General features: G+C 61.8%; 15 protein-coding genes. 9 read left to right on the top strand and 6 right to left on the bottom strand.

All coding sequences use genetic code 11. From position 1 onward, the window contains the following. Positions 1–162 precede the first annotated feature (162 nt). Complete coding sequence (locus tag H6X51_RS04185) at positions 163–561, top strand: PilZ domain-containing protein (RefSeq protein ID WP_185266256.1); 399 nt, start codon at positions 163–165, stop codon at positions 559–561. Positions 562–615: 54 nt separating this feature from the next. Further along, positions 616–2,073, top strand: coding sequence for an exodeoxyribonuclease I (gene sbcB, locus H6X51_RS04180; protein ID WP_185266255.1), 1,458 nt, complete (start codon positions 616–618; stop codon positions 2,071–2,073). Positions 2,074–2,143: 70 nt separating this feature from the next. On the opposite strand, the gene mvaT is transcribed toward sbcB, so the two are convergent. Then, positions 2,144–2,518, bottom strand: a complete 375-nt coding sequence (gene mvaT / locus H6X51_RS04175) for a histone-like nucleoid-structuring protein MvaT (RefSeq protein ID WP_185266254.1) — start codon at positions 2,516–2,518, stop codon at positions 2,144–2,146. 257 nt (positions 2,519–2,775) lie between these two features. Between mvaT and purU the strand changes: the two genes are divergently transcribed. The 3 genes from purU to H6X51_RS04160 are packed head-to-tail and all read left to right on the top strand — an operon-like array spanning position 2,776 to position 5,625. Further along, entirely contained in the window at positions 2,776–3,627 is an 852-nt protein-coding gene (purU, locus tag H6X51_RS04170) for a formyltetrahydrofolate deformylase (RefSeq protein WP_185266253.1), read from the top strand. Positions 3,628–3,672: 45 nt separating this feature from the next. Next, positions 3,673–4,092, top strand: coding sequence for a CBS domain-containing protein (locus H6X51_RS04165; RefSeq protein ID WP_185266252.1), 420 nt, complete (start codon positions 3,673–3,675; stop codon positions 4,090–4,092). A gap of 51 nt (positions 4,093–4,143) precedes the next feature. Beyond that, positions 4,144–5,625: a helicase HerA-like domain-containing protein gene (locus tag H6X51_RS04160; protein ID WP_185266251.1), complete on the top strand. Its 1,482-nt coding sequence runs from the start codon at positions 4,144–4,146 to the stop codon at positions 5,623–5,625. A 70-nt stretch (positions 5,626–5,695) separates the two neighbouring features. Here the strand turns inward: H6X51_RS04160 and ahpF are convergent, their stop codons facing one another. Both ahpF and ahpC read right to left on the bottom strand, forming a co-directional pair. Continuing rightward, complete coding sequence (ahpF, locus tag H6X51_RS04155; protein WP_185266250.1) at positions 5,696–7,270, bottom strand: alkyl hydroperoxide reductase subunit F; 1,575 nt, start codon at positions 7,268–7,270, stop codon at positions 5,696–5,698. Positions 7,271–7,368: 98 nt separating this feature from the next. Next, positions 7,369–7,932 (bottom strand): alkyl hydroperoxide reductase subunit C, encoded by a 564-nt coding sequence (gene ahpC, locus H6X51_RS04150; protein WP_185266249.1) that lies wholly within the window; start codon positions 7,930–7,932, stop codon positions 7,369–7,371. 314 nt (positions 7,933–8,246) lie between these two features. On the opposite strand from ahpC, the gene H6X51_RS04145 reads away from it, so the two are divergent. From H6X51_RS04145 to ubiT, 4 genes are all read left to right on the top strand, one after another. Continuing rightward, entirely contained in the window at positions 8,247–9,506 is a 1,260-nt protein-coding gene (locus H6X51_RS04145; RefSeq protein ID WP_185266248.1) for an acyl-CoA dehydrogenase family protein, read from the top strand. 279 nt (positions 9,507–9,785) lie between these two features. Next, complete coding sequence (ubiU, locus tag H6X51_RS04140; RefSeq protein WP_185266247.1) at positions 9,786–10,781, top strand: ubiquinone anaerobic biosynthesis protein UbiU; 996 nt, start codon at positions 9,786–9,788, stop codon at positions 10,779–10,781. Positions 10,782–10,791: 10 nt separating this feature from the next. Continuing rightward, positions 10,792–11,682 (top strand): U32 family peptidase, encoded by an 891-nt coding sequence (locus H6X51_RS04135; protein WP_185266246.1) that lies wholly within the window; start codon positions 10,792–10,794, stop codon positions 11,680–11,682. Continuing rightward, on the top strand, positions 11,676–12,185 hold the full coding sequence (gene ubiT / locus H6X51_RS04130) for a ubiquinone anaerobic biosynthesis accessory factor UbiT (RefSeq protein ID WP_185266245.1): 510 nt from the start codon (positions 11,676–11,678) through the stop codon (positions 12,183–12,185). Before H6X51_RS04135 ends, ubiT begins: the two co-directional genes overlap by 7 nt. Here ubiT and H6X51_RS04125 read toward each other — a convergent pair. From H6X51_RS04125 to H6X51_RS04115, 3 genes are read right to left on the bottom strand one after another with little or no spacing between them, the layout of a single operon-like run. Beyond that, a complete protein-coding gene (locus H6X51_RS04125; RefSeq protein WP_185266244.1) occupies positions 12,175–12,420 on the bottom strand; it encodes a cytochrome C oxidase subunit IV family protein in 246 nt (81 codons plus the stop codon). The two genes, ubiT and H6X51_RS04125, sit on opposite strands and share 11 nt — an antisense overlap. Positions 12,421–12,431: 11 nt before the next feature. Beyond that, entirely contained in the window at positions 12,432–13,040 is a 609-nt protein-coding gene (locus H6X51_RS04120; RefSeq protein ID WP_185266243.1) for a cytochrome c oxidase subunit 3, read from the bottom strand. Beyond that, a complete protein-coding gene (locus H6X51_RS04115; protein WP_185266242.1) occupies positions 13,040–14,881 on the bottom strand; it encodes a nitric oxide reductase activation protein NorD in 1,842 nt (613 codons plus the stop codon). Before H6X51_RS04115 ends, H6X51_RS04120 begins: the two co-directional genes overlap by 1 nt. Positions 14,882–14,885: the final 4 nt, after the last annotated feature.

The raw sequence follows: 14,885 nt of genomic DNA, 5'->3' as shown, positions 1-14,885 counted from the left end.
CTTTTTGCAGTATAGCGCTGATGCAGATCAAATCATTCGAATGGGGGATGGCATTTTGTCAGCCAGGGCTTGGCCTGGCTGGTGCACTGGTCTATTCTCTGGAACCCAGGGACGAGCCGGTGCCGAGCTGCGCTGACCCATGAACCAGGAGCACCGCCGACCATGCATGGGTCTCGCCAGGATACCAACCCGGAACCTTCCGAGCAGTTCAACCGCCGCATAGCGCGGCACCAGCTGCATGCCTACCTGAATGTCTATAACAGTCACACTGGTCAGTTCATGGGCACCCTGGGCAACGTATCCTGCAATGGTTTCATGCTGCTCAGCCCGCTACCGATGATGCTCGGCGCCGAGTACGATATGCAACTGCATCTGCCGGCGGCGAACGGGGAGGGAGTCCAGGTGCTGCCGTTCCGTGCGGTGAGCCGCTGGTGCCGCCCGGATCTGACACCAGGTCACTATGATGCCGGCTTCAGCATCCTTGATAGTGCGCAGATATTCGCCAGTCTGGCGGTAGCCCTGCAACGCTATTTCAGTTTCATGCACCCGGTTGATGCCTGAGGGAGCCCCTTGGGTTACCCTGCCTGCCAGCATGGCAGGTTATCGGGGATTTTCATGAGCAAGAGCATTTTCTGGTACGACTTCGAAGCCACAGGTATCGATCCGCGGCGCGATCGCCCGTTGCAGGTTGCCGGTGTCCGCACCGATGAGGAGCTGCGGGAGATTGGCGAGCCGTTGTGCATCGATTGCCGCATCGCCGAGGACGTACTGCCACATCCCATGGCCTGCCTGGTCACCGGTATTGATCCTGATCGGGCCCGGCGTGGCTTGCCCGAGGCGCAGTTCATGCATCTTTTGCATGAGCAGATGGCCACACCGGGTACCTGCACCGCCGGCTACAACAACCTGCGTTATGACGATGAAATGACGCGCTTTGCCCTGTATCGCAACTACTTCGATCCCTATGCGCGGGAGTGGCAGGGGGGCAACAGCCGCTGGGATCTGCTGGATGCCCTGCGCACGGCGCACGCACTCCGGCCCGAGGGTATCGAGTGGCCACAGCAGGAGGGTTTCACCAGCCTGCGGTTGGAGCTGCTGACCGCCGCCAACGGCATCGACCACGGCCAGGCCCATGACGCGCTGGCCGATGTGCGGGCGACCATCGCCATGGCCAGGTTGCTGAAACAGGCGCAGCCGCGGTTATACCGCTATCTCTATGAGCTGCGCAGCAAGCACCGGGTCAGCGAACTGATCGACCTGCAGAACCTGCGTCCGCTGGTGCACGTATCCGGGCGCTTCGGTCGAGAGCGCCAAGGGCTCGGGCTGGTCATGCCGCTTGGTTGGCATCCGCGCAATCGCAATGCGCTGATCGTATGGAACCTGGATGTCGAGCCTGAACTGCTGCAGGATCTGTCCGCCGAGCAACTATGCCAGCGTCTGTATACGCGGACCGAGGAGCTGGCGCCGGGGGAGCAGCGACCCGGCCTCAAGCTGGTGCATGTCAACAAGTGTCCGGTACTGGCCGATACCAAGGTGCTGCGCCCGCAGGATATCGAACGCTTGCAGCTGGACATGCCGCTGCTGCTCGATCGCGCCCAGCGCCTGGCGCAGTGGCGGATATCCGGACAGCGCAAGCTCGCAGCGATCTATGCCGACCAGGCGCAGCCCGCGGGCGATGCTAATGACTCTGATGCAGAGACCCAGCTCTACGATGGCTTCACTTCGGCCCGGGATCGTCACCTGCTACCGGGTATTCGGGAAGCGGAAGGGGCTGGACTGACGGCAGCACGGTGGCCACTGCAGGATCAGCGTCTGGCGGACATGCTGTCGCGCTACCGTGCGCGCAACTTTCCCGAATCCCTGGACCCGGTTCAAAGGCAGGAATGGCTTCATTTCTGCCGACAGAAGTTGAGCGGTCAGATACCGGGGGCGGCACTTACCTTCGATGCGTTCATGCGGGATATGCAACAGGTGATGACGCAGACCGATGATGAGGCGCAACGTCTACTTCTGGGTCAGTGGCGGGAGTATGCGGGGGAACTGGCAGCGAAGCTGGAAATCATTACATCTTGATGAAAAGCCCCGGCACTTATAATCGATTGCTGGGGCTTTCTCTCTGGTATCAACCAGTTGGGGCAGTGACTTAATCCAGAATGGTGGACCAGCTTTCCACTGTGTCTGCGCCGTATTGTTCTTTCCAGGCTTTCAGTGTCTTGTGGTTTCCGCCTTTTGTTTCGATTACTTCACCATTGTGCGGATTCTTGTACTGCTTTACTTTACGGGCGCGCTTGGCAACCGGCGCCTTGACAGTCTTGCTGGGGGCCGACAGTTTGTTATCCGGGTCAAGAATAGCCACAACGTCTCTCAGGTTTTTGCCGTACTGTTCCATCAGCGTGTTGAGCTTTTTCTCGAATTCGATTTCTTTCTTCAATTTGTCATCATTGGACAATGACTTGAGACGTTCGGACAGTTCACGGATGGTATCTTCGATCTGCCGATATTCCTGCAGCATGGACATATTTGCTTCCCCTTTTTTAATGGTATTGACTAGTGGGACTAATGGTAGTTTATAACCCGCTAATTGCACAAGAAGTTAGCAGGTTTATCGGGTTGAGTAGTGATTCTTTTTGTTAACTCCCGCCGCTGCGGTGATCGAGCTGAAATTTCCCGGGGCTCGGAGTAGAATACGCAGCTTTCGAACCGCCATGGTTCTGTGGAATGCCGTTCAGTGCCGTGCGGTCATACAGGTCCCCATGGCTATCTGGAGTGGATTTGATGCGTACCTTTCGCCTGGTAATTGCCTGCCCCGACCGTTCGGGGATTGTGGCCAAGGTCAGTAACCTGCTGGCAACCTACAATGGCTGGATCACCGAAGCCAATCATCATTCGGACAACCTGACCGGCTGGTTTTTCATGCGCCATGAAATCCGTGCCGATTCACTGCCGTTCGATGCCGAGGGGCTGCGTACGGTCTTTGCGCCGATTGCTGAGGAATTTGGCATGGAGTGGCGGGTCAGCGATTCGGCGCAACGCAAGAAAGTGGTATTGATGGCCAGTCGCGAATCCCATTGCCTGGCGGATTTGCTGCATCGTTTTCATAGTGGCGAACTGGACTGCGAGATCACCAGTGTTATTTCCAATCATGATGATCTGCGCAGCATGGTGGAGTGGCACGGGATACCTTTCCACCATGTGCCAGTCGATGCAAAGGACAAGAAACCTGCCTTCGATGAAGTTACCCGGTTGGTAAATGAACAGCAGGCTGATTGTATTGTGCTGGCGCGCTATATGCAGATACTGCCGGCCAGCCTGTGCGAGCAATATGCCGGTCGGGTAATCAATATCCATCATAGCTTTCTGCCGTCTTTTGTCGGTGCCCGGCCCTATCACCAGGCCGCCACCCGTGGCGTGAAACTCATCGGTGCGACTTGCCACTATGTGACAGAAGAACTTGATGCAGGCCCGATCATTGAACAGGATGTAGTGCGTATCAGCCACAGACACAATGCCGATGATATGGTTCGGCTGGGCAAGGATGTGGAAAAGATGGTGCTTTCCCGTGGTTTGCGCTATCACTTGGAAGACAGGGTATTGGTGCACGACAACAAGACCGTGGTGTTCGGCTGAGCTGACTGCCTGATGCCCCGGTAACAATGGAATGGGGCAGATGGCATGTTCAAATCAGTGAAAGTACGTGACTACATGAATACCGAGCTGGTGACATTTACTCCGCACACCGATCTGTTCAAGGCGATCGACATGCTGGTGGCACACCGTATTTCCGGTGCGCCGGTGGTTGATGAGCAGGGCTACCTGGTCGGTGTCCTGTCGGAGAGCGATTGTCTGCGGGGAATTCTCAGCGGCAGCTATTTCGAAGAGGCCTGCGGTTCGGTCGCTGCGTTCATGAGCGAGGTGGTCGAAACCATCGACGCCGATGCCGATATACTCAAGGCCGCAGCCCATTTCGTTGAGCGTGGCCGGCGGCGGCTGCCGGTGATGGAGCACGGCCGGCTGGTCGGACAGATTAGCCGGCGTGACCTGCTGCGTGCACTGAAAAACTTCAATGAGCACGGCGCGCCGAAGAAGCACTGAGGCATTCATACGGCCAGGTTGTCCGGCCGTGACAGAAGGAAGGATGAGGTGATGGAGGCTTACCTGCAATTAGGCAGTGCCGGCGGGCGGCTGATCAGCCAGCCACTGCGCATGTGCAACCGCCACGGCCTGATAGCGGGCGCGACCGGGACTGGTAAGACCGTCACGCTGCAGGTGTTGGCGGAGAGCTTTGCCAACGCCGGGGTGCCGGTATTCGCCGCGGATATCAAGGGCGACCTGTCCGGCGTGGCGGTGGCGGCCTCGGCGTCGGAGGCCATCGACAAACGCCTGGCGCAGATGCCCGGGCTGGACTGGCAACCGGCCTCGGTGCCGGTGGTGTTCTGGGATATTCTCGGCGATCGCGGCCACCCGCTGCGTACCACCATCAGCGAGATGGGGCCGCTGTTGCTGGCCAGTCTGCTCGACTTGAACGATAACCAGTTGGCTGCACTGTATGCGATCTTTGCCTGGGCGGACCAGCAGGGGTTGCTGCTGCTGGACCTGAAGGACCTGCATGCACTGATGGATTGGTTGCTGGCGCAGCCGCAGGAGCTGGCCGGCGTCAGCGCCGGTATATCCCCTGCGAGCATCCAGGCCATCCAGCGCCGCCTGGTGATCCTGCAGCAGCAGGGCGCTGAGCGGCTGTTCGGTGAACCGGCTCTGCAGTTGGCTGATCTGATGCAGCGTGACCTGGCCGGTCGGGCACATATCCACCTACTGGAAGCCGGCAGGCTTATCCAGGAATCGCCCAGGGTCTATGCCTGCTTCCTGCTATGGCTGCTGTCGGAGTTGCACGAGCAGCTACCGGAGCAGGGTGATGCGGACAAGCCCAGGCTGGTGCTGTTTTTCGACGAGGCTCATCTGTTGTTCGAGCGCACGCCCAGGGCGCTGCATGAACGCATCGAGCAGGTCGTGCGGCTGATTCGCTCCAAGGGTGTGGGTGTGTTCTTCGTTACCCAGTCGCCCAGTGATCTGCCCGATCCTGTCCTGGCCCAGCTCGGTCTGCGTATCCAGCATGCGCTGCGTGCCTACACGCCGAAGGAACAGAAGGCGCTTAGGGCGGTGGCCGATGGCTTTCGCAGCAACCCGGCATTCGACACCCGTGAGGTGCTGGCCGAGCTGGGAGTGGGCGAGGCCCTGGTCAGCGTACTGGATGAAAAGGGGCGTCCGGCGCTGGTCGAGCGTACGCTCATGGCGCCGCCACGATCGCGCATCGGCGTGCTGTCCGAAGGGGAGCGCGCCGGCGTGTTTCAGGCCTCGCCTCTGGCTGGACGCTATGAACGGGGAATAGACCGCGAATCGGCTTACGAGATACTGGCGCAGCGGGCGGAGCAGGCGACTCGGGCTGCGCAGGCCCAAGCGCAGGGCAAGGGGCGTGCGAGTGGTAAGGGAAGCGCCAGGGGCGACTCGGGCAAGAGTGTGACTGATGGGTTGATCACTACCACGGTCCGCTCGGCGGTGCAGACCCTGGCTCGGCAGATCGGCCGGGAGCTGGCACGTGGTCTGCTGGGATCGCTGACCGGGCGTAAATGAATACTGATTGATAGGTGAATGCAACAACCGCACCCAGGGGTGCGGTTGTCGTTTGTGGCCTGCGGTGGGATCAAGCGCTGGCTTTTTCCGGCTCGGCCTCGGTCGAGGTGCGGATCAGGTGGTCGAAGGCGGCCAGTGAAGCGGTCGCGCCCGCGCCCATGGCGATGACGATCTGCTTGAACGGCACCGTGGTCACGTCACCGGCGGCGAACACACCGGGCACCGAGGTGGCGCCGCGGGCGTCGATCTCGATCTCGCCGAAGCGGGTCAGGTTGACGTCGCTGTCTTTCAGCCAGTCGGTGTTGGGAACCAGACCGATCTGCACGAAGATGCCGGCCACATCGACCTTGGCGCTTTCGCCGGAGACCCGGTCGGTGTAGGTCAGACCCACCACCTTGTTGCCGTCACCGCGCACTTCGCTGGTCGCCGCGTTCATGATGATCTTCACGTTCGGCAGCGAGCGGGCCTTGCGTTGCAGCACCTCGTCGGCACGCAGGGTGTCGCTGAACTCCAGCACGGTGACATGCTCGACGATGCCGGCCAGGTCGATGGCTGCCTCGATACCGGAGTTGCCGCCACCGATCACCGCGACGCGCTTGCCCTTGAACAGCGGGCCATCGCAATGCGGACAGTAGGCCACGCCCTTGCCACGATATTCCTGCTCGCCGGGCACGTTCATTTCCCGCCAGCGGGCACCGGTGGCCAGAATCACCGAACGGCTGCGCAGGGTGGCACCGCTTTCCAGGGCGATCTCGACCAGGCCATTGCTGGTCAGCCTGGCGGCGCTCTGCTCGGTGATCACGTCCACGTCGTATTCCTTGACGTGCTGCTCCAGGCTGGCGACCAGCTTCGGACCTTCGGTGTAGGGCACCGAAATGAAGTTCTCGATACCGACGGTGTCCATCACCTGGCCACCGAAGCGATCGGCAACCAGTCCGGTGCGGATACCCTTGCGGGCGGAGTAGATGGCCGCTGCGGCGCCTGCTGGACCTCCGCCGACGACCAGCACTTCGTAGGGCTCTTTCTCGTTCAGCTCGGCGGCCTTGCGCTGCGCTGCGCCGGTATCGACCTTGTTGACGATCTCGGCCAGGGTCATGCGGCCCTGCCCGAAGTGCTCGCCATTGAGGAACACGGTGGGTACGGCCATGACCTGCCGACTCTCGACCTCGTCCTTGAACAGTGCGCCGTCGATCATCACGTGGGTGATGTTCGGATTCAGCGTGGCCATCAGGTTCAGCGCCTGGACCACGTCGGGGCAGTTCTGGCAGGACAGGGAGATATAGGTCTCGAAGTGATACTTGCCTTCGAGATTGCGGATTTGCTCGAGCAGCGCCGGGTCAGCCTTGGATGGGTGACCGCCGACCTGCAGCAGAGCCAGAACCAGGGAGGTGAACTCGTGGCCCATCGGGATGCCGGCAAAACGCACGCGGGGGCTCTGGCCGGCTTCAGCCACGGCCATGCTCGGGATGCGCTGGTTGTCCACGGCCACCAGGCCGATCTTGCCCGACATCTCGGCGATTTCGACCGCCAGTTCATGCAATTCTTTGCCCTTGGGGCTGTCATCTACGGACACGCTGATTTCGATCGGTTTAACGATGTTCTGCAGGTACGTGTCCAGTTGCTTCTTCAGATTGGCGTCCAACATAGGTGCGTGTCCTGTGAAAAAGGGGAATTTTGGGCATAAAAAACCCGGCCCGCCAACCGGGCGCAGAGCGCCGCAGCGGGCCGGGTTGTCAGGCAGATTTAGATCTTGCCGACCAGTTCCAGCGAAGGAGCCAGAGTGGCTTCGCCTTCTTCCCACTTGGCCGGGCAGACTTCGCCGGGGTGGGCCGCTACGTACTGGGCAGCCTTGATCTTGCGCAGCAGGTCGGCAGCGTTGCGGCCGATGCCTTCAGCGGTGATCTCAACGGCCTGGATGACGCCTTGCGGGTCAACGATGAAGGTGCCACGGTTGGCCAGGCCTTCGGCTTCACGCAGGATTTCGAAGTTGCGGCTGATCTGCATGGTCGGGTCGCCGATCATGGTGTACTTGATCTTGCCGATGGTTTCGGAGCTGTCGTGCCATGCCTTGTGGGTGAAGTGGGTGTCAGTGGATACGGAGTAGACTTCCACGCCCAGCTTCTGCAGCTCTTCGTAGTGGTCGGCCACGTCGCCCAGCTCGGTCGGGCAAACGAAGGTGAAGTCAGCCGGATAGAAGAAGAATACGGCCCACTTGCCTTTCACGTCGGTGTCGGAGACCTGGATGAACTCACCGTTCTTGAATGCCTGGGCGGTAAACGGCTTGATTTCGGTATTGATAACGGACATTGAAGACTCCTTGTTGAGCTTTGTGTCTTGGGGGTTGGAAACAGGACGTATAGTAGAACCGTCGCGTGGATATTAAAAATAAATTTAGCCTAACCGGCGGATAGGTTTTAGCTATATCTGGTTTGCCGAGGCGCAGTTCAAGGAAAATCAATATTCTTGATTTAAATCAAATTTTATATTCATGGTATGAATGGATATGATTCAGCCCTTGATACAAGATAGTCAGAATCTTAACGCAGACCTAGCCTTGAAGGTAAGCCCGCAACATGACGGCCGCATGAATGAACGCCGGATACCTTTCGAGGAGATGAACGATGGACTTTGCCTATAGCACCAGAACCGAAGCTCTGCGCCAACAGGTGCGGGGCTTTCTCGATCAGCACATCGTACCCCGTATCGGCCAGTGGCAACGCGAAGTCGCTGCCGGTGCCTTCCCGGTGTCCTTCATGACGGACCTCAAGGCATTGGCCAGGTCCGAGGGGTTGTGGAACCTGTTTCTGCCATCGTTGCGCGCAGAGGAGCCGGGCCAAGGCCTGAGCAACCTCGAATATGCGCCGCTGGCGGAGATCATGGGGCGGGTCAGCTGGGCCTCGGAGGTGTTCAACTGCAACGCACCGGATACCGGCAACATGGAACTGCTGCATATGTTCGCTACCGACCAGCAGCGTGAGCGTTGGCTCGACCCCTTGCTCAATGGCGAGATCCGCTCGGCCTTTGCCATGACCGAACCGGATGTGGCCTCGTCGGATGCCAGCAATATCCAGACGCTGATCCGCCGTGAGGGTGACGAGTATGTGATCAACGGGCGCAAGTGGTTCATTACCAATGCCTCGCATCCCGACTGCGCCTTCCTGATCGTGATGGGCAAAACCGATCCTGATGGCGAGCCACGTCGCCAGCAGAGCATGGTCATCGTCCCCTTCGACACCCCCGGCGTGCAGTTGGTACGCAATATCCCGGTGATGCACCACATCGCCCCGGAGGGGCATAGTGAGCTGGTTTTCCGCAATGTGCGGGTGCCGGTGAGCAATCTGCTGGGTAGCGAAGGGGATGGTTTCATGATGGCCCAGGCGCGGCTGGGACCGGGCCGGGTTCACCACTGCATGCGCGCCATCGGCATGGCCGAGTTGGCGCTGGAGCTGATGACCGACCGTGCCCAGGAGCGCAAGACCTTTGGTCGCTATCTGCACCAGCACGGCAGTATTTCCGAGTGGATTGCTTGCTCGCGGATGGAGATCGAGCAGGCCCGTCTGCTGGTGCTGAAGACCGCCTGGATGATCGACAACGTCGGCGCCCGTGCCGCGCGCAAGGAGATTGCCATGATCAAGGCGGTGGTGCCCGGCATGCTCAACAAGGTGGTGGACCGGGCCATGCAAGTGTTCGGTGCCATGGGTCTGACTCCGGATACGCCGCTGGCCGACCTGTGGATCAGCTCGCGTTGCCTGCGCATCGCTGACGGGCCGGACGAGGTGCACCTGCGCAGTATCGCCCAGCTGGAAATCGGCGATGCCCACGAGCGTCGTGGCAGCAGCAGCGATTATCTGACCCCGCCGGATGTGCTGCGGCCTGATTGAGCTCAATAGTCGCCCGGCCCCGCCTGCGACGATCGATACTTCATTTTCGCAATCCTCGTCATCCTTCGCGAAGGCGAAGGATCCAGGGCGTGGGTGAGCGCGGAGTAGCCTGTGGATCCTTCGCCTTCGCGAAGGATGACGAGGTGGGGGACTCGAGGTGGGGGACTCTGGGACGGGCCTTGCATGGTACTCGATAAGCCACCTGCTTGATCGTGATCAATGACCTTTTCCGCCCACTGGCGCACAGTCCCTGGCTGACATCGATCACAGGGAGTTTCCATGCAACTGGTCTGTCCCGCAGGTAGCCTGCCTGCCCTCAAGGCGGCGGTGCGTCAGGGTGCGGATGCCATCTACACCGGCTTTCGCGACGATACCAATGCCCGTCATTTCGCCGGTCTCAATTTTACCGATAAACAGCTGGAAAGCGGCCTGGAGCTGATCCGGCGCGAGCGCCGGCAGCTGTATATCGCCGTTAACACCTATGCTTTGCCCGATGGCTGGGCGCGCTGGAAGCGTGCCGTTGACCGCGCCGCCGACCTCGGTGCCGATGCGCTGATCGCCGGTGACCCGGGCGTGCTGGCCTATGCCAGCAAGCACCACCCGAAGCTGTCCCTGCACCTGTCGGTGCAGGGTTCGGCGACCAATGCTGCGGCGTTGCGCTTCTATCACGAGCAGTACGGCATCCGCCGCACCGTGCTGCCGCGGGTCCTGTCGCTCAATCAGGTGCGCCAGGTGGCGGCCTCCAGCCCGGTACCGGTGGAAGTGTTCGCCTTCGGCAGCCTGTGCATCATGGCCGAGGGCCGTTGTCACCTGTCGTCCTATGTCACCGGCGAGTCGCCGAATCTGTGTGGTGTCTGTTCGCCTGCCAGTGCGGTGCGCTGGAGCGAGGGTGCCGACGGGCTCAGTTCGCGGCTCAACGACGTACTCATCGACCGTTATGCCGAAGGCGAGGCGGCGGGCTACCCGACCCTGTGCAAGGGGCGCTTCATGGTGCATGGCAAGCGCTTCCATGCGCTGGAGGAGCCGACCAGCCTGAATACCATGGATCTGATTCCGCAACTGGTCGAGATTGGTGTCGAGGCGGTCAAGATCGAGGGTCGCCAGCGCAGCCCTGCCTATGTCGAACAGGTCGCCGGGGTCTGGCGCAAGGCGCTGGATGCGTACCGCGCCAACCCGCAGCGCTTCGCCGTCGAGGATGCCTGGCGGCGGGTGCTGGACACCGTTTCCGAAGGCAGTCAGACCACCCTGGGCGCCTATCATCGCGCCTGGCAGTAGGAGAAATACCATGAAATTGACCCTGGGGCCGATCCTGTTCTACTGGCAGCGTCAGCAGATCATGGACTTCTATGCCGATATGGCCGAACAGCCGCTGGAGGTGATCTATCTGGGCGAGACCGTCTGTTCCAAGCGCCGGGCGCTGTCGCTGGACGACTGGATGGGCCTGGCGCGGGAGCTGCGCCAGGCCAGCGGCGCCGAGGTGGTGCTGTCGGGCCTGACCCTGATCGAGGCGGCGTCGGAGCTGTCCAGCCTGCGCCGGTTGTGCGAGAACGGCGAGATCAAGGTCGAGGCCAACGACATGGCCGCCGTGCAGTTTCTCAGCAGCCGCGGCGTGGAGTTTGTCGGCGGCCCGGCGTTGAACATCTACAACGCCTACGCCCTGGATGAACTGGTCAGCCGGGGCATGTCCCGCTGGGTGCCACCGGTGGAGTGCTCGGCGCACTTGCTGGCGGCGCTGATCGAACAGGCGCGCGACGCCGATGTGTCGCTGCCGGAGATCGAGGTGTTCGCCTGGGGCTACCTGCCGCTGGCGTACTCGGCGCGTTGTTTCACTGCCCGGGCGGAAAACCTGCCCAAGGACGATTGCGGTTTCATCTGCCAGAACTATCCCGAGGGCATTCCGATGACCACCCAGGAGGGACAGGTGCTGTTCACCCTGAACGGCATCCAGACCATGTCCGGCGGTATCAGCAATCTGCTGGCCGAGTATCCGCGCATGGCGCGCATGGGCATCGATGCGCTGCGCCTGAGCCCGCGGGCGCAGAACATGAATGAGATAGTGCAGCAGTTCGATGAGGTACGCCGTGGTGGCCAGCCGCCGCTGGCGGTGGATGGCTGCAACGGTTACTGGCATGGCCAGGCGGGCATGCTGACGGTAGAGGAGGTCGGTCTATGTTGAATGTCGCCAACCTGGTGTTGCGGGCTGGACAGCCGCTGTTGCCGCTGGGCCGGCACGTGCCTTTCGGGTTGCAGAAGCTGGTCATCGAGAAGGCCATGGCCCGGCTGTTCGCCGAGCCGCTGGAAGACGGCGAGTTCGATGTGCTGCAGGGACGCTGGCTGCGGATCGAGATCAGTGACCTGGGCATGGCCTGGAGCCTGACCCGTGATGCCGTTGGCTTGCGGCTGGCCAGGGACTCGCAGGCGGATGTGTGCATTCGCGGCAACTGGAAGGAGTTCCTGCTGCTGGCCAGCCGCCAGGAGGACCCCGATACGCTGTTCTTCCGCCGCCGCCTGGTGATCGAGGGGGATACCGATCTGGGTTTGGCGATCAAGAACCTGGTGGACAGTCTGGATTCCGACCTGATGCCGCCGCGGCTGTGGCAGTTGATCAGTTGGCTGGGGGCGGCGGCGAAGGAAGAGGGCAAGGGGCCGCAGGTACAGGCAGCAGACCCTACATATTGAACAGCGCCGTCATTCCCACTACCAGCAGCAGCCAGCCGCTGACGATCCAGCGCAACCATTGCGGCGCCTGGCGCAAACCCATGAACTGGTCGATCAGCCACTGGCCCTTGACGAAGGTCAGGGCCAGCACACAGCCGACCACCCAGGTGCCGGCCAGGTTATGGCCCAGCAGCCAGGCGGCCAGGGTCAACAGCAGCAGGCCGGCGAGGCCGATTTCCAGGGCGAAGCGTTTCATTGGTGATCTCCTCAGGGCAGCACGTAGAGCAGCGGGAACAGTACCAGCCAGACCAGGTCGACCATGTGCCAGTAGCTGGCGGCCGACTCGCTGGCCATCCTGACCTTTTCCTGGTTGGCGTACTGCCCCTGCCGGCAACGCCAGGCGACCACCAGCAGGATGAGCATGCCGATCAGTACGTGGGCCATGTGGAAGAAGGTGGTGAAGAAGTAGAAGAAATAGAAGGTACTGCTGCGCAGGTTGTAGCCATCGGCGAACAGCATGCCGTATTCGCTGACCTTCACGCCGACGTACAGCAGGCCGCACGCCGCGGCCAGGATGAAGCCCCTGACCAGCGCGCGGTGATCGCCGGCCTGGGCGCGGTGCACGGCCCGGGCGGCGAAGTAGCTGCCGGTCAGCAGGAAGACCGTATTGATCAGCCCGGCCTCTGGGTGCAGGGTGGCGATGCCGGTACTGAACATCTCGCCCCAGTGCCCGCGGGCAAAGGCCATGCTGCCCAGCAGCAACAGGAAGGCCAGCAGTTCGGCGAGGATGAAGCACCACATGGCCAGGTCGCCGGGCAGCTGGCGCGGTTGTTCCAGGCTGTCGGCCTGGCTCAGTACGGATTCGGGACTGTGCATCAGGTCGTTCTCCCGGTCAGCAGTAGATAGAGTTTCGGCAGCAGGCCGGGCAGTTCGGCGGCCTGGCGGATCAACTGGTAGCGCTGCTGGCCGAACAGGTAGGGCAGGTAGTCGGCGGCCTGCTGGTCGATGGTCACGCAAAATGGCTGGATGCCGGCCTTGCGAGCTTCCAGCAGTGCCTGGCGGGTATCTTCCATGCCATAGCGACCCTCGTAGACGTCCAGGTCGTTGGGTTTGCCATCGGTCAGCAGCAGCAACAGGCGTTGTTCGGCGGGCTTGTCTTTGAGCACCTCGGTAGCCTGGCGGATAGCCGCGCCCATGCGCGTGTAGTAACCGGGCTTGAGCGCCTTGATACGTCCATGAATGGCCTCGCCCCAGGGTTCGGCGAAGTTCTTGATCAGATTGAAACGCACATGGTCGCGGCGCCGGGAGGAGAAGCCGTACATGGCGAAATCGTCATGCCCGGCGTCCAGTGCTTCGCCCAGTAGGTGCAGGCTGTCGCGGATCACCTCGATCACCTGGTGCTGGTTGTCCGCCCAGGCTTCGGTGGACAGTGACAGGTCGGCCAGCACCAGGCAGGCCAGGTCACGGTGTCGTGCGGTCTCGCGGCGCCACAGCGCCGGTTGCGAGGTGGCGCAGCCTCGGCGCAGGTCGGCGGCGTGGTGCAGGCAGGCATCCAGGTCGAGCAGGGTGCCGTTGGCCTGGCGTTTTTCCCATACCCGTTGCGGCTGCAGCCCCTGAAAGCGCTGGCGCAGGTTACTGGCCAGCGGTCGCAGGCGCTGCGGCAGCGGTGCCGGCTCGGCGTCGCGTGGCAGCATGGGTATGACCCGGCAGTGGTTGTCCCTGAGCTGCTGCTTCTTCCAGTCCCATTCAGGGAACAGGTTGCCATCGCTCAGCGGCATGTCGTCCTCCGAGGCGGAGGGCAGGTCCATGTCCAGCTTGATGCGCGAGGCGCTGGTACTGGGATTGCGCGAGAGGGTCAGGTAGTCCAGGTCCTCGGCGATACGTTCGGCATCCTCATCGTCCTGGTCGTCCTCACAGCGGTCCACCGGTACGAACTCGGACCAGGAGAACAGGCTTTCCAGGCGGAAGATCATCAGGCCGTTGCGTTTGTTCGGGTCATCGACATAACGCCCCTGCTTGCGCTGTTTGCTCTGCCGTACCTTGCCGCCGCCATGGCCTTCGCCATCCGCGTCGCTGTCATTGGCCGCCGCCGGCAGCGCCAGTGCCTGCTCTGGCAGTGGATACAGCCACAGCGGTACCGGCCAGGGTTGGCCCGAGGTATCCGGCCACTGTTGCCGGCTGCCGGGATCGAGCAAGGCCGCCTGCAGGCAACGCTCGCGCTGCGCCTGGGCTGCTGGCAGTTTGCGTTGGCGGCGGATATCCACCAGGCAGTGGGCCAGACTGCGATACAGTGGTTCGAGGCCGGGAAAGGCCCGCAGGGTCTTGAGCACCAGGTGCTGGTTGCCGCGCAGCCAATCGTGGTCGGTCGGTTCCCCGGCCTGGCTGGCCAGCGCCGCCAGCCACAGGTACAGGTCGCGGTTCATCGCCTGTTCGGGAAAGACTTCCAGGCTGTGCGGTACCCGTAGTGCGTCGGCCTCGCGCCAGGCCAGTGCATGGCGGCGGCCGGTGCCGGCCAGGCGCTGGGCCAGCGGCCGCCAGGTGTCGAGACTGCGTTCGGTGCTGGCCTTGATGGTCAGGCCCGGGTCTCCGCTCAGGGCACGGAAGACCATGGCCAGGCGGGGACCTTCGTCCTCCAGTCGGACCCGCGCCTGGGGAAAGCCATCGCCAGCCAGACGGGTGATCAGCCGATGCCAGCGAATACCTACGGCTTCTTCCATTGCA

It is taken from the genome of Halopseudomonas xiamenensis, from assembly GCF_014219065.1.
Classification (GTDB): domain Bacteria; phylum Pseudomonadota; class Gammaproteobacteria; order Pseudomonadales; family Pseudomonadaceae; genus Halopseudomonas; species Halopseudomonas xiamenensis.
Note: the sequence above shows the minus strand (reverse complement) of the source record. Positions and strands in the feature narration are given on the sequence as shown.